Origin of the sequence: Trichocoleus desertorum ATA4-8-CV12, from assembly GCA_019358975.1 — a bacterium.
In the GTDB taxonomy this organism is placed as follows: domain Bacteria; phylum Cyanobacteriota; class Cyanobacteriia; order FACHB-46; family FACHB-46; genus Trichocoleus; species Trichocoleus desertorum_A.
The window spans coordinates 44,000-65,891 of sequence record JAHHIL010000012.1; the positions used below are offsets into that span (position 1 = coordinate 44,000).

Below are 21,892 nucleotides of genomic sequence, written 5' to 3' on the forward strand. Positions count from 1 at the left end.
AGACTTCTAGGGTGCCAGTGGCATTCAATCGGGCGACAGGTTATGGTCAGAGACAATTGCCAATAGCTTCTGACCTATCTCCTGACTTTATGTCTGATATTTCTGCGCCCGGTATCTTGGCAAATTGCGTTTCTGCGATCGCCCGCTCTGGAGTAGTCACCTTACCAACTAAAACTCTGCTACGGCTTGGAGGACTCACAACCGCTGTATTGTTGGCTGTCACTTCTCCCTTAGTAGCTAGAGCCGAACTGTTTAACGGTCCTCTAGATCGCCTTCCGGTAGCAGAGCGAGTGGCGTTACGCAGCGGCAAGGTAGTGGTCACAGGAGATCAAGGCCGCTATGTGGCTAAAGTTTTGGTTAAAGCTCCTCCGGATGTGGTTTGGTCAGTGTTGACCGACTATGCCAATCTGTCCAAATTTCTCCCTAATGTCGTTTCGAGCCGTGTAATTGAGGCGCAGGGTAATCGCAAAGTGGTGGAGCAGGTGGATGTGCGTCAGGTGTTGCTGGTTAGCAGGCGATCGCGTTTGCGCACCGAAAACATTGAAACTGCGAAAAAACGGATTGATTTTCGACTGCTGGAAGGCGATGTGAAAACGCTGCAAGGATATTGGCAAATTAATTCCGTAGCGGCTTATCCAGGGGCTTCTGCAACTCAAGTGCTGCTGACGCAAGATATTACGGCAGAACCCGGTGCAGGCACCCCCAAAGGGCTGTTCTACAACCTGTTTCGCAGTGGCTTGAATGAATCTCTCACTGCGATTAGCCAAGAAATCGGTCGGCGAACCTTGCAGGCAACAGCCCACCATGCTCAACCGCAAACCTCCCCCACCCGTTCCTTCTGATCCTTCTGCCACAGATGACGCAAGGACACTACAACTGCCCATTGGGGTTTGTTACACACCTACGGCAGTTGTGGATTACATGGTGGAAAACACAGTCGGGCGGCTGCTAGTAGATAAAACGCCTCAACAGTTATTGGGCAATCTCCGCATTCTTGACCCTGCTTGTGGCGAAGGCATTTTCTTGCTCCGAGCCTATGCCTACTTATTGGCTTGGTATCGCGATCGCTACATCAACGCTTACGAAAGCGGAAACAAACTAATCACAGAATTGCCGCTGCAACAAGCGAACGATGGGATTTGGGAGTTAGCGATCGCGGAACGGTGGCGGATTCTGTGCGAGCACATTTATGGCGTGGATATCGATGCTCAGGCAGTTGAGCAGGCTCGGCGGTGCCTATTGAGAATAGCTGGCCCCCCTAGCCCCCCAACGCTGGGGGAAACAGGAGTTCTAAGGTTTGTAGACTATCCTCCCTGTGCACATGCTTTAGATCGGCTCCCCCCAGCATATAGCCCTAGCGGGCATACCAGAAAAGCGGGTTGGGGGGGCAAAACCCAGCGCTACCAATTTGATTTGGAGAACAACCTTAAGTGTGGCAACGCCATTATTGGTGAGGCACTGGGCGATCGCTCCCCTTCGTCCCTGGGCAGCTCTAATCAGGCTTTTAACTGGCAAGTAGAGTTCCCAGAGGTGATGCAGGGGGGAGGGTTTGATGTGGTGATTGGCAATCCGCCCTATGTGGATTCGGAGTGGATGACCGAGCACCTTCCTGATTGGCGGCACTACTGTACACAACACTATCAAGTCGCTTCAGGCAATTGGGACTTGTTTTGCGTGTTTATTGAACAAGCGATCGCCCTATGCAAGTCCCACGGTTTAACCAGCTTGATTGTTCCGAATAAGCTAGGGTCGGCCAGTTATGCCGCTCAAGCTCGTCAGCTTTTAGCCGTCCAGAATCAACTTTTGACAATCCGCGATTACTCCAAGGTGCCAATCTTTCGAGTTGCGGTTTATCCCATCGTTTACGCGGCTCGAAAACAACCGCCAGACTTAACCTCACAGGTGCAGTACGAACGCATGGAGGTAGCTAGCAACAGTGCGATCGCTCCCGCAACTTGTCAATGGCTAGATTACCAGCGTTATTTCTGGCAGGCAGAGAAACCGTGGCGATTGGGTGCTAGCTTGCAGCAGGCAGAGTTGTGCGATCGCTTGCAGTCCCAGTTTCCGCCCTTGTCTGCGGTGGCTGAAGTTTTAGGGGCAGCAACCGTGGGAGAAGCCTATGCCATGCAACCATTGATTGCAGATGAGGCTTGCCCCCAAACCACTGACCTGAAGCTGATCAATAGTGGCACCATTGACCGTTATTGTGATCTGTGGGGGCACAAGTGTCTACGCTATTTGGGCCACGCCTATCGCTATCCGATTATTCCAGCAAACCAGCATTCTCACTTACCACCCAAGCGACAACAGCAAGCTCGCCAACCCAAAATTATTGTGGCTGGCATGACCCAAGTTTTAGAATGTGCCGTGGATGTTGCAGGAGCTTTCTTGGCAGGAAAATCGACTGTGATTATTTTCACGTCTCTGAATTTGTATTACCTCTTGGCGCTTTTAAATAGTAAGTTAATCACCTTTTACTACCGCAACTTATATGGAGGAGACTGCCTCAAAGGGGGCTATTTACGAATTGGGCCGCCACAATTGCGATCGCTGCCCATTTGTTCCGCTTTCGACTCGTTATGTCCTCAGCCGCAGCAGCATTTAGTGGCCCTAGTGGAGCGTTTGTTATCTCTCCAGCAACAGTTACTAATAGCCGAGGCTGGGGAGGAACGCCGAAATCTACAGCAAAAAATTTGTGTCCTTGAAGGAAAAATTGACCAATTCGTTTACGACCTTTACGGACTCACTGCTGATGAACAACGGCTCATCAATCAAGCTGTATAGTTGCTAAAAAGCTAGCAGCATAATCATCAAAACTAGGCTAATTGTTGGGGCTGGCAATGGTGCGAAATAGGCTAATTTCTGGGTTGGTAATTAGTAGTAGTTTGTGGTTGGCAGCATCAGTGGTAGCTGCCCCATCTGCGAGTGAGTATCGTCAATTAGGTCTGACTTATCGAGCCCAAGCCCGTTATGCAGAGGCGATCGCTGCATTTCAGCAAGCTGTGGAGCTGGAACCCAACAATTTGTCTGGACGCATTACCTTAGGTTGGACTCAACATCTGGCAGGCCAAGAATTAGCGGCAATGGAATCACTGTTTCAGGGGCTTTACCGCGATCCCAATTCAGTACCAGCGCTCAATGCTTTAGGCATCGTCTATCTGGTCCAGGGAGATCTGAGTTCTGCTGTCATCACTCACAGTTGGGCTGCTTGGCTAGAACCCAATAACGAAATTCCTTACTACAACCTCAGCTTAGCTGCTCACCGTTTGCGAGAGTATGGTTGGGCTAGCTTAGCTGCACGTCGGGCTGCGGCTTTGGAACCGAATAATCCGCATCCTTGGGTGGCGCTGGCAATCATTCACTGGGGTGGGGGCGATCGCGAGGCAGCGATTCAAGCTTACGAACAAGCCTTAGCCCTAAACGGCAGTTATAGCGATCGCGCTTTTCTCCCAGAGCTAAAAACAGCAGGGTTTAGTGCTGAGCAAATCCAGCAAGTAGAACAAATTTTGGCAGCAACAGTCTCACGTTAAATTTGTTCATTAAAATTTTGGAAGTAGAGCCTATTCCCGCCAACATCATGCCCCTCCAGCCCAGCGATCGCACCAAGCTAGACCCCACCGAAGATACAGTCTTTTATGGTCTGCCCCGCTTTGTCACTCACGTCGATGAGGGATTCATTCAGCAGCTCACCGATTTGTATCGCGAACGTCTAAAGCCTCAGACCCGGATTTTGGACTTGATGAGTAGTTGGGTTTCCCATCTGCCTGATGAAGTGGAGTTTGCTCATGTTGAAGGGCATGGACTCAACGCCGAAGAGTTAGCCCGTAATCCGCGCCTGCACCACTCCTTTACCCAAGACCTAAACCAGGAGCCGAAACTGCCCTTACCTGATCAATCGTTTGATGCAGTGCTGAATACGGTTTCTGTGCAGTATTTGCAGTATCCCGAAGCTATCTTCAGCGAAATTCATCGCGTTCTAAAGCCCGGAGGCATCGCAATCGTTAGCTTTTCTAACCGCATGTTCTACCAAAAGGCAATCCAGGCTTGGCGAGATAGCTCGGAGGAATATCGCGTAGAACTGGTCAAACGCTATTTCGAATCTGTACCTGGATTTTCTGCCCCTGAAGTAGTTGCGCGGCGGGCACAAGTACCCAGCTTCTTGCAAATGCTTGGCGTGGCAGGGGGCGATCCCTTTTATGCCGTGATTGTTCAGCGGGTTTAAGGCGAAATTGAGACCTCTCCCCAAACCCCTCTCCGAAACCTTTGAATTTGGCTCCCCTTCCCTGTAGGGAAGGGGCCGGGGGTTAGGTCACTCTAGTTAACCTTCGTCGCGCAGGGCTTCTAGGACGTTGCGATCTTCTAGGGTAGAAGTATCCCCAGATACGGCATTGCCACTAGCGAGATCCCGCAGCAACCGTCGCATAATCTTGCCCGATCGCGTCTTGGGTAGGGCATCGGCAAATCGGATATCTCCGGGACGGGCGATCGCGCCAATTTCTTGGCCGACGTGCTGCTTCAGGTCTGCTTTGAGAGCATCGCTAGCAGTATGACCGCCTTCTAGGGTCACAAAGGCCACAATCTCTTGTCCTTTGAGTTCATCAGGTTTGCCCACCACCGCAGCTTCAGCCACGGCAGGGTGAGAAACCAAGGCCGACTCAATCTCCATCGTGCCCAAACGGTGCCCAGCCACGTTGATCACGTCATCCACGCGACCCATGACCCAGTAGTAGCCATCTTCATCGCGTCGTGCGCCGTCGCCCGCAAAGTAGACGTATTTGCCATCTTTGGGGGGAATGTGTTCCCAGTAGGTTTTGCGGAAGCGATCGGGATCGCCGTAAACTGTCCGCATCATTCCGGGCCAGGGATGCCGCACTGCTAGGTAGCCGCCTTGGTTAGTGCCGACCGATTCCCCTTCTAGATTCACCACATCGGCCAAGATGCCAGGGAAGGGGAGAGTTGCTGAGCCTGGTTTGGTGGCGATCGCCCCAGGTAGAGGCGTGATCATAATGCCGCCCGTTTCGGTTTGCCACCAAGTATCCACAATCGGGCAGCGCTCACCACCGATTACGCGGTGATACCACATCCAAGCTTCGGGGTTAATCGGTTCTCCCACGGTGCCCAACAAGCGCAAAGAGGAGAGATCTCGCGCTTTCGGCAAGTCTTCGCCCATTTTGATAAAGGCGCGAATTGCGGTGGGTGCAGTATAAAAGACGTTGACCCCATGCTTTTGAATCACATCCCAGAAGCAACCAGGGTTAGAAGCACGCGGTGCCCCTTCGTACATTAGGGTCGTTGCACCGTTAGACAGCGGGCCGTAGACAATGTAGCTGTGTCCGGTGATCCAGCCCACATCTGCGGTACACCAATACACATCTGTGTCTTGCAGATCAAAGATCCACTTAGTCGTCATGTGGGTGTAGAGGTTGTAGCCGCCTGTAGTATGCACCACACCCTTCGGTTTGCCTGTGCTGCCTGAAGTGTAGAGAATGAACAACAAATCTTCGCTATCCATCGGCTCAGCAGGGCAATCAGCCGACATTTGCGGTTGCAACTCATGCCACCAATGATCCCGACCGCCTAGTTGCATGGGGATGTCTTGCCCAGTCCGTCGCACCACTAGTACATTCTCGACACTGGGAGCCGAGCCGTCAGCTAGAGCTTTATCCACTTGAGGTTTCAGCGGCACGATCGCGTCTTTGCGCCAACCCCCATCCGCTGTGACCACCACCTTGACCTGCCCATCGACCAAGCGATCGCGCAACGCCTCAGCACTAAAGCCGCCAAACACGACTGTATGCGCTGCGCCAATCCGGGCACAAGCCAACATCGCGATCGCCGCTTCCGGGATCATCGGCATATAGATGCCCACGCGATCGCCCTTTTCCACACCCAAATGCTTCAGGGCATTGGCAAACTGACACACTTCCCGATGGAGTTGGGCATAGGTGAGCGTCCGCGAATCTCCCGGTTCTCCTTCCCAAATCAACGCGGCTTTATTGCGTCGCCAAGTCGTTAAGTGACGATCGAGGCAGTTGTAAGAGATGTTGATTTTGCCACCCACAAACCACTTCGCAAAGGGCGGCTGCCAATCCAGCACTTGGTCCCACTTTTGAAACCAGTGCAACTCTTGTTCGGCTAGCTCGGCCCAAAACTTTTCTGGGTCAGCCTTGGCGCGATCGTAGAGTTGCTGGTACTCTTCCAGACTCTTAATCTGAGCTTTTTGGGAGAACTCAGCCGCAGGCTGGAATACGCGCTTTTCTTGAAGAATGGATTCAATCGTGGATTCTGACATAGCTCTTTCTATCACCAGGACGGCTCCTCCAAAAACGATACTTCGTTCTTGGGGCAGTTGGGCAGAACTATAGCTTGATTTTGGTTAAGCGATCGCTTCTCAAGCTCTGACTAAGCGATCGCTCTTTTTCTCTGACAAAAAAATCCCCCTCACCGAAGTCAGGGGGAGCTAATTTGAGTGAAGACGTGCACTCAATGACGTTTATTTACGAATCGGAGTGCCGCAAGGATAGGTAGCGACAGGTTCGCGCTTTGCAGTTTCAGTCTTAATGTTCTCAGCTACAGCCACCAGCGATCGCTCAGTGACAGATTCGGCTTTAGCTGCCAGATAGTCAGCTTTTAGTTTTGCCAGCATTTCTTCGCGGCGATCGTAGAGCCGTTTCAGAGAACGAGGCGCACATTGGTTGATTACATAAGCCGTCATGATCGGCAATGCGATCGTGCTGTCGGTGTAGCAAACAATTGTGCTGGGCAGTTCATCCGGGTCAACTTTGCCCCAGCTCACAGCTTCGCTAGGTGTAGCACCAGACAGACCCCCGGTATCCGGACGAGCATCGGTGATTTGGATGAAGTAGTCGTGGCCACGTTCCTCTAAACCCAGAACTTCATGCAGTTGGGGTTGCGTTTGCAAGAGGAAATTCTTGGGACTGCCACCCCCGATGATCACCGCTGCACTCTTGCCTTCTATGCCAGGGATACCGGATTCCCTGGATGCATAGGCGATCGCTGCCGTTTCATTCACATCCAAGGAAGGATCAATCACCAACTCGGAACCTTCTAGGGCTAGAGCAGCCACGTTCATGCCAATGGAACTGTCTCCCGGAGAAGAGGTGTAGATGGGAACGCCGCATTCATAGGCTGTTGCTAGCAAGCAAGAATTTTGTACACCGAGTTGCTTCTCCACTTCGCGAACGTACTTACCTAGCAAATGGTGAAATTCTGCCGTACCCATACGCTTCTGGAACGGTTCGGCCCGCAAAATCTCGCGAATGAAGGCATCGGTTTCCAGCAGCACATCATAGTGGAACACAATATCGTAGATGCGGATGCGGCCTTCTTGACGCAGTTTCACGTCATCCAAAAAGGGATTGCTGGAATAGAGGCTCAACCCCAAACCGTAGTGCATGTCATGGTAGAGGTTAGCGCCCGTGCTGATCATCCAGTCAATAAAGCCATTCCGTATTAGGGGAGCGAGAACTGAAACCCCGAAACCAGCCGGAGTCATCGCCCCAGACAAACTCACCCCAACGGTTACGCCCTCCTGCATCACTTCTTGACTCAGTAAGTGACAAATCTCGCGCAGGCGAGCCGAATTATAAGCTGTGAAATAGCCGTCAATTAGATCAACGACGCTGATTTCAGCAGGCATGGGGGCGGGTGCGATTTTGTGGCTGAGCAATTTCGACATTTGTACGCTCCAAAGAGAACAAAAAGCATAAAGAAGAAGAGAAATGGACACGCAGCTACCTAATGCGATCGCGATTGATCAACGAGCTAGGAGAGCCCAGTTCAATCAACTCAAACGCCACTAGGTTTTCTTATCTGCAGCCTTGAAATGAAATTTCAAAGCCATGTGATCCGATAGGTCAACGAAATTGGCATGGCTTAGGCAAGTTAGTACCCAAGCAGCCAAGAGATTTGATTCTGTCGCCCTAGCCAGCAGTGGCAGAACTCCACAGACTCAAAACTTATATTTGCTGTCTCAAATAACCCTAGGCACAGAATTCCCTAGGCCAGATGAGAAAGGACATCGTAACAGGTCAATATCCCTTGACTAAAAGCTCTGACAAATGTGAAAAGCATCAGAACTATTAGTCCAGCTATTCAATTCAAAAAACCTCCACCTAAGGAGCGCGATCGACCCAGTTCGCCACTATTTCTAGAGATAGGATTGCTTATCCTCTGACTCAGCAAGAGTATCTACTAGCAATCGCGAACCTTGTAGTTACAGGCCGATCAGCTCATACTGGGTGCTTCACAACGGTCAACCCAAGATAGTGCGGGATCGCACTGCCGTTTCCGCTTCAATTTCATTTCCAGGTACCAAAGTGGTTTCCACGGGTACCCGACCAAGGAAAGGAGTTTCAAGGCTTTATACGCGACCTCAAACACCAACTGCTACAGTTTAACACCCACGTTTGAGATCAGTTCAATAAAAATACGGAAATTGCTGGGATACCCCAAGCAGATCTCCCCAAAGTACGGGTTCTGACGGCTTTCTCTACCGCTTGGGTGAGTATGCCGCTCCTAAGGGCGTTCTTTTACGCTTTTTCGTCCGAGCATTACAATATTTGCTCTATTTTAGTCAAGCGAATTAGACGAAGAAACAAGATAAACTGGAGACGAAACCATAAAAAACTTGATCAAAAAGCTAATACGGCATACTTAACTGCTCAGCCCGTTTCTGAGGTCATGCCATGCCTACACCTCCAGCATTGCCTTCTGCATTGCAGCACGCCACTTCTCATACGCCATCTCGACAGCATTGGTATGGCTTCAGCAACATGCTAAAGCGGCTACATAACGAGGGCGTTTACCTGCATCCTGATCAATTAGCTGAGTTCTTAGTAGCTCATGGCTTACCTGTAGATTTGCGTTATGTTCCAGGGCGACTGCAACAGAAAGCAATATCGATTAACGCTCACTACAGCGGCGATATGGCAGCTTTGGAGGAGGACTCAGATGAGCAGCCTTGGGATGGCTACTTGAGAGATTTTGATTAAGTTGGTTGAATTAGCCGCCGTTCCCCCACACTTCGACTTAGACTTTAGATCGCTACAGAGCCTTTCGCATAAATAGTTCAATGAATTCAAATCTTGACACCTCAGCAGCTACAGACTCAGCTCCCTCTGAAGCAGCGGGCCTGACAGATGAGCAGTATCGGCAGAAAATGCAGCGACGCAAGGAAGTACAGGAACAACGCTTAGCTGAGCGATCGCTAGAAAAAGGCTTGATTGTGGTCAATACGGGCAACGGTAAGGGTAAAACTACTGCCGCTTTGGGAATGGTGCTGCGATCGCTGGGTCACGGTTACAAGGTGGCGATCGTGCAATTCATTAAGGGCGCTTGGGAACCCGCAGAGAAAGCAGCCTTTAGCCATTGGGGTGAGCAACTGGAATTTCATGCGATGGGGGAAGGCTTCACCTGGGAAACGCAAGACCGCGATCGCGACATCCAAAAAGCTCAGGAAGCTTGGAATACTGCGTTGGCCTATATCCGCAATCCAGAATTTCGTTTGGTTCTGCTGGATGAAGTCAACATTGCTCTAAAGCTGGGCTATTTAGCAGTTGAGGATGTGCTGGCAGGTTTGGAGCAGAAACCAGAAGATTCTCACGTGATTTTGACAGGACGGGGAGCACCTGCGGCCTTAATTGAGCGAGCAGACCTCGTGACTGAAATGACCTTAGTGAAGCATCCCTTCCGAGAACAGGGGATCAAGGCTCAGCCTGGAATCGAATTTTAGCTTTGTCCCCTTCCCTAATAGGGAAGGGGCTAGGGGTTAGGTTTCGATGGATTTCCCATAAGCAGATCCAAGCCGAAATTCAAACTTTAGAATTGAGGTTATGGAAATTCTTTCGATTAGTCTCAAAAACTTTAAGGCCCACAGCGATCGCTACTTTGAGTTTCAGCCCGGAACCAACGCGATTTGTGGGGAAAATGGGGCGGGCAAAAGCAGCATTTTAGAGGCGATCGCTTGGACGCTGTTTAATTACTCCAGCTATACCAAAGAAGAATTAATTCGGCGGGGGGCAGCGAGTGCTCAAGTGAGTGTCACCTTTACTTCCAGAGGCGACGGGCGCACCTACCGAGTGCAGCGTTGCACCAGCAAAGGCTATGAAATTTTTGACCCGCAAATTCGCCAACGGCTAGACCTGAAGAATGTCAGTGATGTCTTGCCTTGGCTGAAAGAACATTTGGGTGTTGCCAAAGAAACCGACTTGCCGAAGTTGTTTGCTGACACGATTGGCATTCCTCAAGGCACCTTCACCGAAGACTTTAAGAAAGCGGCAGATGAGCGGCGCAAAGTCTTCGATCGCATCCTGCGCGTGGATGAGTACAAACAAGCTTTTGAGAAGTCGAGAGATTTAGAAAGATATGCTCAGCAGCAAGTCCAAGAACTAGAGCGGGCGATCGCGTACTATACCGAGAACCTGCGCGATTGGGATCTGCTGCACACTCAACGGGCTGATTTGCAGCAAGAAGTAACCAAGGATAAGACTGCTTTACAGCAGTTGCAGACCCAACTGGAGCAACTCCAGCACCAAAAAGATCGCCTCACCGCTCAATCACACCAAATCCAACAACTCGAAGTTCAGTTCTCGACTTTGCAAGCGCAACTGACTGGACAACGCCAAACCAACGTTTTGCTAGAGCAGTCCCTCCAACGGGCGAAGCAAGCAGTAGCCACCTGCGAAGCCAATCGAGCGGGTTATCAAACCTTTGTGCAAGCAGAATCCGCCTTGCAAGCTCTGGATCGCCAAAGCAAACAACAGCAAGCTCTGCTGAAACAGCGCCAAGGCTATCAAATTACCTGGGAAAACTCGCAAGCCAAGCTGACTAAACTGACTCTGCAACTCGAAAACCTGACCGCAGCCCAGCAAGAAATTGAGCAACTGCAACCCTTAATTCAGCAGCAAACTGAGCTAGAGCAAGCTCAAGAAGCGATCGCCCAACAACTCCAACAATTGTTTAGCGCTGAGTTAGAGCGGCAGAACGTTACCAAGCAATTAGTGAAGTTACAAGGTGAACTGGAACATCTGAGTGCAGAAATTCAGCGGATTCGTAGCTTCGAGACGGTGATGGCACAAATTCCCAGTTGGGAGCAACAACGCGATCGCCTACAAGCGCAACTCAGTCGGATTGCCGCTGCCAAACAGTTTGAAGCTGACCTCAGCCAGATCGTCTCCCACGGCCAAACTCAACGCGATCTCTACTTAACTGATGCCGAAACTGCGATCGCAGGTTTGCAGGAACTTCAGCGATCGGTGCCATTGCTGGCTGCTTCAGTAGACTCGGCTTTGAACACGCTTCAGGCGGGAGTAGACCTGAACAATGAAATTCTCGAAAACTTGCAGCAAATCCTAGCCGATTTATCGGAGCAGGTTTCTGCCAGCAAGCTAGAACAACAGCTAGCGGAAGTAAAGCGCCAACTGGAAACAGCCTATCAACAGCGGACTCACTTCGCTGGGCTAGAATCTTTGCTCAATAAGCAAACTGCCTTGCAACAAGACATAGCCGAACTGCAAGCCAAGCTCCAATACCTCCAAACTCAACTTGCTAGCCAAGGAACGCTGCAACAACAAAAGACGCAGATTGCCGCTGAGATAGCTGCTCTAGGTAATCCTAAAGGTCGGAGCCAACTGCGCCAGCAGGAGTTACAGCAGCAAGCGCAATTGCAGATGCAATACAACCAAGCCCAGCAAGCCCAGATGGAAGTTGCTCAAGCAGTGACTCATCTAGAAGCTCAACTGGCAGAATTTGCGGATTTACCTGACCAGATAGAAGCACAAAAAACTCAGAAAGCAAGGCACCAAACCGCACGGGATCTGTACCTGCAAAACCAAAAAGATGCAGAGCAATTGCCGACTCTAGAAGCAAATTTCGAGGCCGCGATCGCCCAACTCAGCACCTTAACCACTAACCAAGCAATCGTGCAGGCGCAATTAGCGCAACTGGCAGAAACCTACGACCCGCGACATCTACAAGAAACTGAAGCCACTTACAACAACCTTCGCAGCCAAAAAGACCAAATTGAGGGTGGTTTGCCCCAAAAGCAGAAATTTCTCTATCAGATTGAGCATCAATTGGCAGAGCTAAAAGCGATCGCCGATCAACGAACGCAAGCCCAAGTTAACTTGTTAGAACGGCAACGAGTGCAGCAGTTTATCAGCGATGCCCGCCAAGTCTACAACCAAGCAGGCCCGCGCATTACCAAGTTCTACATTGAGGAGATTTCTCGCGAAGCTGACAAACTCTTCCGCGAACTAATTAACCGTCAGAATGTGGCCTTGGAGTGGACAGGTGATTACGAAATCCGCATTCAAGAAGGTGGGTACTGGCGCACGTTCAGGAGCTTGTCAGGGGGAGAGCAAATGTGCGCAGCCCTGGCGGTGCGTCTCGCCTTACTAAAAGTTTTGGCAGATATTGATGTCGCCTTCTTTGACGAACCCACGACCAATATGGATCGGGCACGCCGAGCACAATTAGCCGAGGCGATCGCCAACATCAAATCCTTCCGCCAACTCTTCATCATCAGCCACGACGACACCTTCGAGAACGTCACCGAAAACTTAATCCGCGTAGAAAGAGAAGTGCTATAAATCAGCTTTTCAGATACTTATTCCTAGTAGCCTGCCGAGAATTTCTATTGCTATTAAAATTGGAAACAACTTAGCTAATGCCCCTTCAGGTAGCCACCTCTAGCTAGTTCAGTGCAATCGATAATTGAGATGTTTAAGGTCTTGCTGAGAGTATAGGGCAGCAAGTTATCTATTGCTATTCAGCGTCATGATAAATAAAAATTCTATCCTAGACAAAAACTGTGGCATGAGCTAGAACATAAATACTAATCAAGCCTTTTCTGGTTAATTTATGTCTCTAGATCTGTACCGTTCAAGAATCTCTCAGCTAATGAAGGAGAAAGCCAAGCTAGAAAAAGACCTTGCAGACGAGCGAAAGAAAACTTCGCACATTCAAACTGAGATTACTTCAATTAGGGGAAGTATTACAAGAAATACTAGCTCTACTCTGCAACAATCCAAACAGCGACAAATTGATTCTAAGTTAAAAGATTTGGCTCACTGTCAAAAGAAATTGGCAGATTTAGAGGCTAAAATTTCCGAAAAGCTATCTGCTTTAACTCAGAACCTGCGAATTCTAGAGCAAGCTGAGAAGCAGGAACAGAAAAAGCAAGATGCTGATGATAAACGTCGTCGAGCGGAGGAACTGCGTCATGCACAATCAGTAACATATGAAGCACGAAAACAAGTACAACTTCAAAAGGAGCTTAGAGATAGCCGCTTAGTAATTGATTTAGCTCGCTTACCTGAAACAATTAAAGTTTTCTTCGTAGCATCAAATCCTCTTGATCAAAGCCAGCTACGACTAGATGAGGAAATACGTGAAATTGCAGAACAGATTCGAGCATCGGAGTATAGAGACTCAGTTCAGCTCATATCCAGATGGGCAGCACGACCCCGTGACCTACTCCAAGCGTTAAACGAACTTAAGCCTCATATCGTGCATTTTAGTGGGCATGGTTCAAGTAGCAACGATCTTGTTTTTCAATCTGACGATGGCAGTACAAAATTAGTTAGTAAGGAAGCTATAGTAACGACGATGAGCACCGTTACTGATAACATTCGTCTGGTGGTGTTCAATGCTTGTTTCTCCTGCGATCAGGCAGAGGCAGTTACACAACACGTTGAGGCAGCTATCGGTATGAACGATGCTATTGGGGATGATGCTGCTAGAGTATTTGCAGCTCAGCTCTATAGTGCAATTGGCTTCGGACGCTCTCTTGAACAAGCTTTCGGCCAAGGGATAGCTGCTTTGCTTTTGGACGGAATTCCGGAGGAGAAAACGCCAGCACTCTTTACCCAAGTCGGTGTTGATGCAACAAATATTGTTTTAGTTTGTCCGCCCAGTCTGGTTACTGGCGATTAGCTTTCAGAAGTTAGAAGTTGTTGGGCGAGTTCGTAGAGTTCAGCTTCGGGGCGGCTGTCGAGCACTAAGTCTTTCAGTTCCACTAAACCTTTAGCGATCGCACCTGCCTGATCTTGATAAGCATTATTGGCAGCTAATAAATCCGTATAGGCTTGTAGCTCAATCGCGGTGCGGTGGGGTGGTTCCTCGCCGTTGCCAATCATCGGCGTTTCGTATTCAGTACCGATCGCGTCGTATTTCAGCAGAAAGATTAATGCTTCGCTGAGTTGATGCAGCTTGTCTCGCAAATCGCGCACATTGACATCCAAGCGGTTGAAGCCGACCTGCCCGTGAATTCGCAGTTCCACGATCGCTTCTTGGGTTTTGCCAGATTTTGCTGCCGCTTGGATGTAGGCGATCGCTGCTTGCTCTAGTTCAGCTTGCGTTTGCTGCTTGTTTGCTTCTAAGCTGAGGCGAATCATGCGGCGTTGATAATAATCTTGTTTCAGCTCAGCTCGAATTCCAGTCTCACCGATCTCCACAAGATAGACACCACGGGCATTCTGTTGGAGATTCTCAGCAATACTATTAGCCTCAACGGAGCCAGGATTAAAAATCCAGCCTTCTAGCTCATAGTTTTTGTGGATGTGCCCTAGAGCTAAATATTCCACCCCTGCTTGCCGCAACGGATTCACGGCCTCTAGCCTTAAGGCCCCTGTGTAACGAGCAATCTGACCATCCATACCATGATGAAACATCATGACGGTGTGGAGTGGCCCTGGTGGTAGTTGACGAATGCTATTGGCCAGTTTCTCAATCATTTGGGGAGCTGAGGCACCATACCAACGAGAGCCTAATACTCGCACTCCGCAAGGTAAATCGATATAGCCCCCTGCTTTGGCTTCGGGAGTCCAGGGATCAAAGAGGTTCTCGCCATCCTCCGCGTCCTCCTTGGGTTCTAGCAAAATCACATACTCCCAGTCAGCCATGTAGCGCAGCCAACTGGTTTTGGTGGCGTAGGGTCGGTTGTCGTGGTTGCCCTCGATCGCCAAGACTGGAATGCCAGCTTCTCGCAACATCTCAAAGCAAATTTGGGCTTGGTTTAGAATTGCAGGCAACACCTGCCGATGCTCAAACAAGTCTCCAGCAATTAGGACAAAATCAACTTGCTCATCAATGGCGTAACGCTCCAACACATCGCGAAAAGCTAAGAAGAAATCCTTGGTGCGCTGGGGAGTGTCGTAGCGATCGAGCCCTAAATGCACATCAGCAACGTGGAGAAAACGGGGCATAACCAGATCTATAGCGTGGCTTTCCCCAGTCTACCGAGCCTAGGCTGAGCTAGCGAGCAAATGTTCTATTTAGCTTGATTTTTTTGGAAGTTAGTCTGACACATACTCAAGATGCGCTGGTCATTGGCACTGACCTTTGCTAAGCGCTGGAAGCCTTGTAAGCCGATCTCGCTTACTGTGGGTTGAGTGCTATTAGACGCTACGGTGCTGTTCTGCTCAAGAGCGATCGCGTAGGGATGCGTAGCTTGCTCATAGGTATCAATCACGTTCAGGGCTAATTTACCTGGCTCGAATCGGCCAGAGAAACAGTCAAAAGACGAGCGTGGCATGTAAAATGCCCCTACCACATTGCCCTGAGTGACTTGAAAGACCATGTAAGCGCTGCCAATCTGCTCTGCTTTTGGCGACTCACCATACAGATAGGTACCGTCTGCGAGAGAACTAGTCTTGCTGTCAACCGAGCTTTTAGCAGGACTTTTGCTAGACGCGACTGGCTGGGCGATCGCAGCTTGCAGCCCTCCAGCAGAGAGGCTCGTTAGTAGCAAAATGCCCAAACCTGTCTGGGTCATACGTTGCAGAGTACGCCACGGCGAGAGAGAACGGATGTATGGATTGGTCACCGTAGTTTCCTCCATCAATACTTAACGACAAACCTCAATATTCACACCGTAACCCAGAATACCTGTGCAACTGTTCAATCAAATGGGAGAACTAATTGCTACCTAGAGGTAGGTATCTGGACGGTATGAGGAAACACTCAAAAGGGTGTTGCTAAAGGTACTGTTCAGTTCTACAAAGGTTTAGTTCCCGATTCCCGATCGCAGAACTAATATCTTCTTGGAAACTTTAAATACATAAAAAAATAGAGACGCGATCGCTCGCGTCCCTAGGAGTGATGATTAGCTAGCCAAATACTCACGTACGGTCTCCTGACGACGACGCAAGTGATTGAGGGCTTGGTGCTCTAGTTGGCGGACGCGCTCACGACTAATGTTGAGGCGTTCACCGACTTTGGCGAGAGACAACTCTTTGCCATCATTCAGGCCGAAGCGGAGGGTTAAGACTTCCCGCTGTTGGGGAGTGAGTTCTGCCAACAAATCATGCAAATCTTGGCGCAGCAATTCCTGAGTCATATTGTGCTCAGGCGAAGGCCCTTCGTCTTCCAAGAGATCTTGCAGTTCGGTGTCTTGATTGTCACCGACCCGTAGATCTAAAGAAACAGGCTGACGCGCCATTGTCAGGTACTCCCGAATCTGAGCGGGTTCTAGCTCTAGAGCTTCGCCAATTTCGGCAGGGCTAGCAGCCCGACCTAACTTTTGGGCTAGCTCACGCTGTACCTTCTTGATCTTGTTGAGCTTCTCGGTGATGTGGATGGGCAGGCGTATAGTCCGAGCTTGCTGAGCGATCGCGCGAGTAATGGCTTGGCGAATCCACCAGTACGCATAGGTTGAGAACTTATAACCACGAGTGGGGTCAAACTTCTCTACGCCACGCTCTAGACCTAGGGTGCCTTCTTGGATCAAATCCAGGAACTCCAGGTTACGCTTCTGGTATTTCTTCGCGATCGCCACGACTAAGCGCAGGTTCGCCTCAATCATCTTTTGCTTAGCTCGTCGGCCCTGAGTCAAGGTTTTGGTCAACTCTTCTTCGCTGAGCTTCGCTTGGGCTGCCCACTCAGCTTGAGTTGGGTCCTGACGCAACTTCTTCGCCAGCTTTTCCTTGGTTTCTATCAGAGCCATCATTTGCTGGACTTGCTTCCCAAACACAATTTCTTGCTCGTGGGTTAGCAGGGGCACCCGGCCAATCTCGTGTAGGTAGGTGCGTACCATGTCAACAGTGAACATGGGGCTAGCAGCTTTTGTTTTTGTTTTAGAATCAGCAGTAGGCATGGATCTGTGATGAACTCAGTAAAAGTAGAGATTGCAGAATTTTAGAAACAGACTGGGGGCGAAAGAGAAGGTAAATGAAAGCTTGAAGTAGAAGCGGGCAGCCAACCAGACACAATGACCAAGCTCTTCCCTGACAAAATCCACCTCGTTCAAGTCAGAGAAGTAAAAATTCAGAGGATGAGGCTAACCTCTGTCTACAGGTGATGAATTAGCTTGAAACTTCGTGCCCGTAACTTTTAGAATGCAGGTGGACCCGATTCCATAATATTTAACCAGTAGTGGCAACAAACTCCTGAAAATTCGTACTCAGTATGAGTTTGCTTTACTCGATTGTGCTATAAGTTTAGACTCCAGAGAAGCAAAAAAGATTCATCCTAGAGTATGATCCCGTCAGGCAAAATCTGAGAATTTACTGGAAAATTTTCTATTTTAGCTCTAACTTTAGCGAAGTGACATTTCTGGAGAGGTGCTCTAAGAAGTTCTTCTACTATAATGGCGCAGTTTCCCCTAGCCGGAGAGCACCTTGGTAGGGTGAAAACCGAACTTATACAGAGGCTATGTGTGGAGAAAGCCTCACTACCTACTTCACTAAAATCCTAAGTCTGCTTTAGCTGATTCTGCGGCTTTGAAGACGGCTGCGGTGGGCATTTCTTCCCAAGGTACATCTCCAATTTCTGCGTAGAAGGTTTCGTCGTAAGGACGAGTCCGAATGACAACAGGCATGGGTACTGCATGCCCCAGGATCAAAGCCTGCTGTTTTGAGTCTAGCTTAGATAATACCGAACGGAGACTTTGCGCCCCAGAAACTCCGGTGAAGATGGCATCAATATCTTTCTCGTCGTTCAGGAGTGCAGTAATGCGAGTGCCAATCTGAGACATGACTTCGTTATCAATGCCTGAGGGTCGCTGATCTACTACCAGTAAGGTAACAAAGTACTTCCGCATCTCGCGGGCGATCGTGCCGAAGATGGTTTGGCTGACAGTACTGGGGTCTAGAAAACGGTGGGCTTCTTCGATCGTGATGACTAGTTGCTGGGGGCGATCGCTAGGATTCTTACTCTGCAAAAACTTCTCAGCTTTTCGCACATAAGCCGCGTGAATCCGCCGCGCAATCACATTCGTCGCCAACATGTAGGAGAGCATATTCGACTGAGAGCCAAACTCAATCACGACATGCTTGCCAGCATCGATCGAGTCGAGAATCTGACTCACATAGTTGTGGGGGCAGGTGTTGCGAATGTATTTCAGTTCTTCTAGACGGTTGAGTTTGCGCTGTAGAGCCATGATGGAGGACTTACTGCCCATCTTGGTTTCGCAAAACTCCTGAATTTCCATGTTGTTCATGGAGAGCAAGCGCGTGATCCAAGCTTTACCAAACTCATTTCGGAGAATAATCGCGTTCTCCAAGCTAGCTTCGGAGAGGTTGAGTTCTCCACGTACCAGCATTAAGTCTTCCACATCAATCTGGTCAAAGCTGATAAACAGATCTTGAGCGTCCCGTACCCCCCGCCGCTTGGTGGATTCGGGATCGAGGCTATAAATCTGCACCTGACCAGGAAATAGTTGCCGCAGTCCTTTGACTGTACTAAATTGCTTACCTTCCCGAACGGCTTCCCAGCCATACTCCGAGTGCATATCAAAAATCAGGTTAACTCCCGCTTGTTTGCGGATAATGCCCGACAGCAACAATCGAGTTAGAAAAGATTTTCCGGTTCCCGACTTACCAAAGACACCATTGCTGCGCTCGACAAAGCGATCCAAATCCAGGCAGATGGGCACATCCATATCAATCGGTTGTCCGATCGCAAAGTTGCGTCGATGGGGGTCATCTTCCCAACCAAATACAGCTCGAAAGTCGCGATCGCTGGCTTCATGCACTTGGCTGAAGTGGCTCGGAATCGTTTTGACGGGCATGAGTTCGATGTTGCTGCTGCTTTGAGGCGTTAGAGAAGCGAGCAGCGGCAAACTGGCGGTGGAGTCGCTTTTGTCCTCAGCGGCACGAGCAGCTTTGCTACCTTTGCTTTTCTTGGACTTGCCATTGGCAGAGTAACTGATGGGTTCTTCTGGTTCTGGCGTGAACATCAACATCGGGGTTAAGTCGATGGTGCCGAAGGTGCCTGTTCCGGCTAGGACTTCTTGGAGAAAGGTATTGCCTGGGTCAGGCGGATTGGCGAAGATGCGGGTACTGGCGGTTCCTAGGGTGACATCAGTCAACATGCAGAAGAACCGCGATCGCGCTCCTTGAACGACCAAAAACTTGCCCACCCGCATGTCTTCTACAGACACATCTGGATTTAATCGGACTTCGAGCCCTTGGCTAAGGGAGCCTTGAATGACTGTACCTAGGGGTTTATCTAAATCCATCTATAAACTCGCTAGTCTCCGCTGCTTACACCTGGATGGGTTGCCTGTATGTGTGGATGAAGGCAAATAATTTTGGACTAATAATTCCTCAACCCTTTGAACTATCTTAGGTCTAATTTATTTAAGTACTACTAAATTCTAGTGATTTTAGGGTTTAAAAGTTATGAGGAAGCCATTCGGGTTCTAATCTTCAAGTGTTTGGTGGCGGAGATTTATTGAGGGTGCGATCGCTACGATTAGTGCCAACCTAATTTTTGGAAATTTCTTTTGAAAAATACTTTAATTTGAAAGAGTTTCATCCATAAAAAAAGTGAAGAGTCTCCTGTGAGATTCTTCACTAGTGGTGTTGAGTGATTTTTGATGTGAACGTGTTTACCTGCGATTTACAGGATTTGAGGACTAGCGACTAGTTCACCTACGGCTGGGCAGGTGCAGTTTCGCTTGTAGAACCTGTAGAAGTTGCATCTCCTATAGGTGCGGTATCTCCAGTGGAAGCAGCGTTGTCAGCAGGCGCAGTTTCCGTGGTGGGGGCTTGTGGGGCCGCAGGGCTAGGAATGGTGACGTTTACATCAGGCGCTTGGGGAGCTTCGACCTTGGGTACTGTGATGTTCACGTCTGGGGGTTTCATGTCTGGAGCCTGGGGTTGCGGTACGACTTCTCTAGTCCGCTCGATGATGGTTTGACGGCCAGCAGGTTCTGAGCTGTCTCCGCCACGATTAAACACAAAGAGGGCCCCCAGTCCTAAAGCTACTAAAGCAGCTAATAGGATGCCTGTCAGTAAGCCGCCAGCAGCACTGTTGTTTTCACGAGCGATTTGGTTGTCTCGACGTAGTTCTTCTCGGCGCAGCTCTTGGTTATAAATTTCTTTATCGCGATCGCGCAAGTTTGTCATGTTTTTTTGCAGAACTCGGTATTGATAAAAATCAGGTAATGAAACTGAAGTTTTAACATTCCGAGATTAGCTACTGGATTGGCGCGGATCGCTCTGTGTGAGGGGTAGGTTGATCTACTTCAGAGGAGTGATTATACGGAGTAGTGTGGTGTAAAAAAACCAATCTACTTGTGGCTTGAAGCGTTAAGTTCGTACTTTCTTGATAAAAATCAAGAGCTTGGGGGCACCTGCCCCCAAACCCCCGCTGAAGGACGGCTGCGTCCTCCAGACCTCCTCCAGAAGGGGCCAGAAGGGGATTGAGGGGGGCTGAATTTTCCTCTAGGCGTGTAAGGAGGGGTTGGTGCTACTCGATATCAATTGAGGTGGGTCTGGTGCTACTAGTGGAGCTGGTAGCGGGGGTGAAGGATTTGCGGTATTCGGTGTAGAGGCGATCGCGCCAGTCGAAGAAGGGAGCAAAGGTGCCTACATCTGCCAATCCTGGAACTCCTTTGCCTTTGAGTCCTTCTGGGATGTCAAGGTAAGAGCCAGTCGGGAATTTGATGTACATGCTCATGCCTGCTACGGCGAAATCAGCTAGGGTAGGCTGATCGGACACTAAATAGGGGTGATCGAGCAAGATAAAGCACAATGCCTCTAGATTTTGCCTAAGTGGGGCTTTGGCACTATGCAAGGCATCGGGTCCCATGCCAACGCCGAAACTCAGCACATCTAGCAGTTCGCTTGGGACCGAACCAATCAAGTTTTTTAGTAAGGCAGGCGTAGAAGCAGGTAGGGCCGCAGTACGGAAATCTGCATTTTGGCTGAAGGCAGCGAGCATGGCCTTGGGGGCGTTTAGACCCATGACTTCATCAGCCCATTCTTCCAACATCAGGCACAGCCCTTTTTGCTTAGGGTCTGTGGGGATAAGGGGGCGATCGGGATATTGGCGATCGAGATATTTGGCGATCGCCGTGGAATCGGCAATCACTTCGTTGCCATCTTTCAATACGGGTACTTGGCGTTGCCCAGACATTCGGAAAAGGTCTACTTGCCCAATGCCAGGGGTCACTTCAATCTTGCGATAGGCCAATCCCTTGTAGTCCAAGATTAGCCGCACCTTTTCGCAGTAGTGCGACATCTCAAATTGGTACAACTCCAACATGATCATTCTCCTGTGGCGTTTTACAGCTGGCGTTTTAAGCGACGACCCATCCGCCTTCCAAGGTAGCAGGCTCTCTAAGAAAAGACACTTCTAGCGGCAAAGACCCTGCTAAATGCCCTAATTCCTAGGCTAAAAGTTATAGTTTCGGGTTCTATCTTCAGGTGGGTTGGTTCGGAGGGAATACAGACTAAAGGCGATCGCTGGGTGACGCTCTTATGGCCTCACACTATCTATCTATTAGCTCAGACAGATCCCACTCGTGGCAGAGAATATAGTCCCTGCAAATTTATAAACTCAAATTTGTATAGGAGCCGACATTTTTAGCCCAAATACATTTTTAGCCCAAGTTTTGAAAACGCTATCTCTCTTAGGGGAGCCC

The 21,892-nt window shown here is 49.6% G+C and carries 16 protein-coding genes; 8 read left to right on the top strand and 8 right to left on the bottom strand.

Features of this window, described 5'->3' with window-relative positions; all coding sequences use genetic code 11:
- Positions 1 to 11 precede the first annotated feature (11 nt).
- From KME12_11690 to KME12_11705, 4 genes are read left to right on the top strand one after another with little or no spacing between them, the layout of a single operon-like run.
- Positions 12 to 842, top strand: coding sequence for an SRPBCC family protein (locus KME12_11690; GenBank protein MBW4488441.1), 831 nt, complete (start codon positions 12 to 14; stop codon positions 840 to 842).
- Positions 742 to 2,784 (top strand): Eco57I restriction-modification methylase domain-containing protein, encoded by a 2,043-nt coding sequence (locus tag KME12_11695; GenBank protein ID MBW4488442.1) that lies wholly within the window; start codon positions 742 to 744, stop codon positions 2,782 to 2,784. The genes KME12_11690 and KME12_11695 overlap by 101 nt, the downstream gene beginning before the upstream one ends.
- 56 nt (positions 2,785 to 2,840) lie before the next feature.
- On the top strand, positions 2,841 to 3,530 hold the full coding sequence (locus KME12_11700; protein ID MBW4488443.1) for a tetratricopeptide repeat protein: 690 nt from the start codon (positions 2,841 to 2,843) through the stop codon (positions 3,528 to 3,530).
- Between the two features lie 47 nt (positions 3,531 to 3,577).
- A complete protein-coding gene (locus KME12_11705; protein ID MBW4488444.1) occupies positions 3,578 to 4,222 on the top strand; it encodes a class I SAM-dependent methyltransferase in 645 nt (214 codons plus the stop codon).
- Positions 4,223 to 4,318: 96 nt separating this feature from the next.
- Here KME12_11705 and acs read toward each other — a convergent pair whose 3' ends face one another.
- Both acs and KME12_11715 read right to left on the bottom strand, forming a co-directional pair.
- Positions 4,319 to 6,292 (bottom strand): acetate--CoA ligase, encoded by a 1,974-nt coding sequence (gene acs / locus KME12_11710; protein ID MBW4488445.1) that lies wholly within the window; start codon positions 6,290 to 6,292, stop codon positions 4,319 to 4,321.
- Positions 6,293 to 6,493: 201 nt separating this feature from the next.
- On the bottom strand, positions 6,494 to 7,699 hold the full coding sequence (locus KME12_11715) for a deoxyhypusine synthase (protein MBW4488446.1): 1,206 nt from the start codon (positions 7,697 to 7,699) through the stop codon (positions 6,494 to 6,496).
- 1,009 nt (positions 7,700 to 8,708) lie between these two features.
- Between KME12_11715 and KME12_11720 the strand changes: the two genes are divergently transcribed.
- The 4 genes from KME12_11720 to KME12_11735 all read left to right on the top strand — a co-directional run bounded on the left by KME12_11720 (position 8,709) and on the right by KME12_11735 (position 13,956).
- A complete protein-coding gene (locus KME12_11720) occupies positions 8,709 to 9,014 on the top strand; it encodes a hypothetical protein (protein MBW4488447.1) in 306 nt (101 codons plus the stop codon).
- An 80-nt stretch (positions 9,015 to 9,094) separates the two neighbouring features.
- Complete coding sequence (gene cobO / locus KME12_11725) at positions 9,095 to 9,754, top strand: cob(I)yrinic acid a,c-diamide adenosyltransferase (protein MBW4488448.1); 660 nt, start codon at positions 9,095 to 9,097, stop codon at positions 9,752 to 9,754.
- A gap of 100 nt (positions 9,755 to 9,854) precedes the next feature.
- The gene (locus tag KME12_11730) at positions 9,855 to 12,611 is read left to right on the top strand and encodes an SMC family ATPase (protein MBW4488449.1); all 2,757 of its coding nucleotides are present in this window, start codon (positions 9,855 to 9,857) and stop codon (positions 12,609 to 12,611) included.
- Positions 12,612 to 12,882: 271 nt separating this feature from the next.
- Positions 12,883 to 13,956: a CHAT domain-containing protein gene (locus KME12_11735; protein MBW4488450.1), complete on the top strand. Its 1,074-nt coding sequence runs from the start codon at positions 12,883 to 12,885 to the stop codon at positions 13,954 to 13,956.
- Here the strand turns inward: KME12_11735 and KME12_11740 are convergent.
- The 6 genes from KME12_11740 to KME12_11765 form a co-directional block, all read right to left on the bottom strand.
- The gene (locus KME12_11740; GenBank protein MBW4488451.1) at positions 13,953 to 15,227 is read right to left on the bottom strand and encodes a DNA repair exonuclease; all 1,275 of its coding nucleotides are present in this window, start codon (positions 15,225 to 15,227) and stop codon (positions 13,953 to 13,955) included. The two genes, KME12_11735 and KME12_11740, sit on opposite strands and share 4 nt — an antisense overlap.
- A 65-nt stretch (positions 15,228 to 15,292) precedes the next feature.
- Positions 15,293 to 15,847 (bottom strand): hypothetical protein, encoded by a 555-nt coding sequence (locus KME12_11745; protein ID MBW4488452.1) that lies wholly within the window; start codon positions 15,845 to 15,847, stop codon positions 15,293 to 15,295.
- Positions 15,848 to 16,126: 279 nt separating this feature from the next.
- On the bottom strand, positions 16,127 to 17,116 hold the full coding sequence (locus tag KME12_11750) for an RNA polymerase sigma factor, RpoD/SigA family (GenBank protein MBW4488453.1): 990 nt from the start codon (positions 17,114 to 17,116) through the stop codon (positions 16,127 to 16,129).
- Between the two features lie 588 nt (positions 17,117 to 17,704).
- Positions 17,705 to 19,480: an ATP-binding protein gene (locus KME12_11755; GenBank protein MBW4488454.1), complete on the bottom strand. Its 1,776-nt coding sequence runs from the start codon at positions 19,478 to 19,480 to the stop codon at positions 17,705 to 17,707.
- Between the two features lie 415 nt (positions 19,481 to 19,895).
- A complete protein-coding gene (locus KME12_11760) occupies positions 19,896 to 20,372 on the bottom strand; it encodes a hypothetical protein (GenBank protein MBW4488455.1) in 477 nt (158 codons plus the stop codon).
- A gap of 343 nt (positions 20,373 to 20,715) precedes the next feature.
- Positions 20,716 to 21,513 (bottom strand): glutathione S-transferase family protein, encoded by a 798-nt coding sequence (locus KME12_11765; GenBank protein MBW4488456.1) that lies wholly within the window; start codon positions 21,511 to 21,513, stop codon positions 20,716 to 20,718.
- Positions 21,514 to 21,892: the final 379 nt, after the last annotated feature.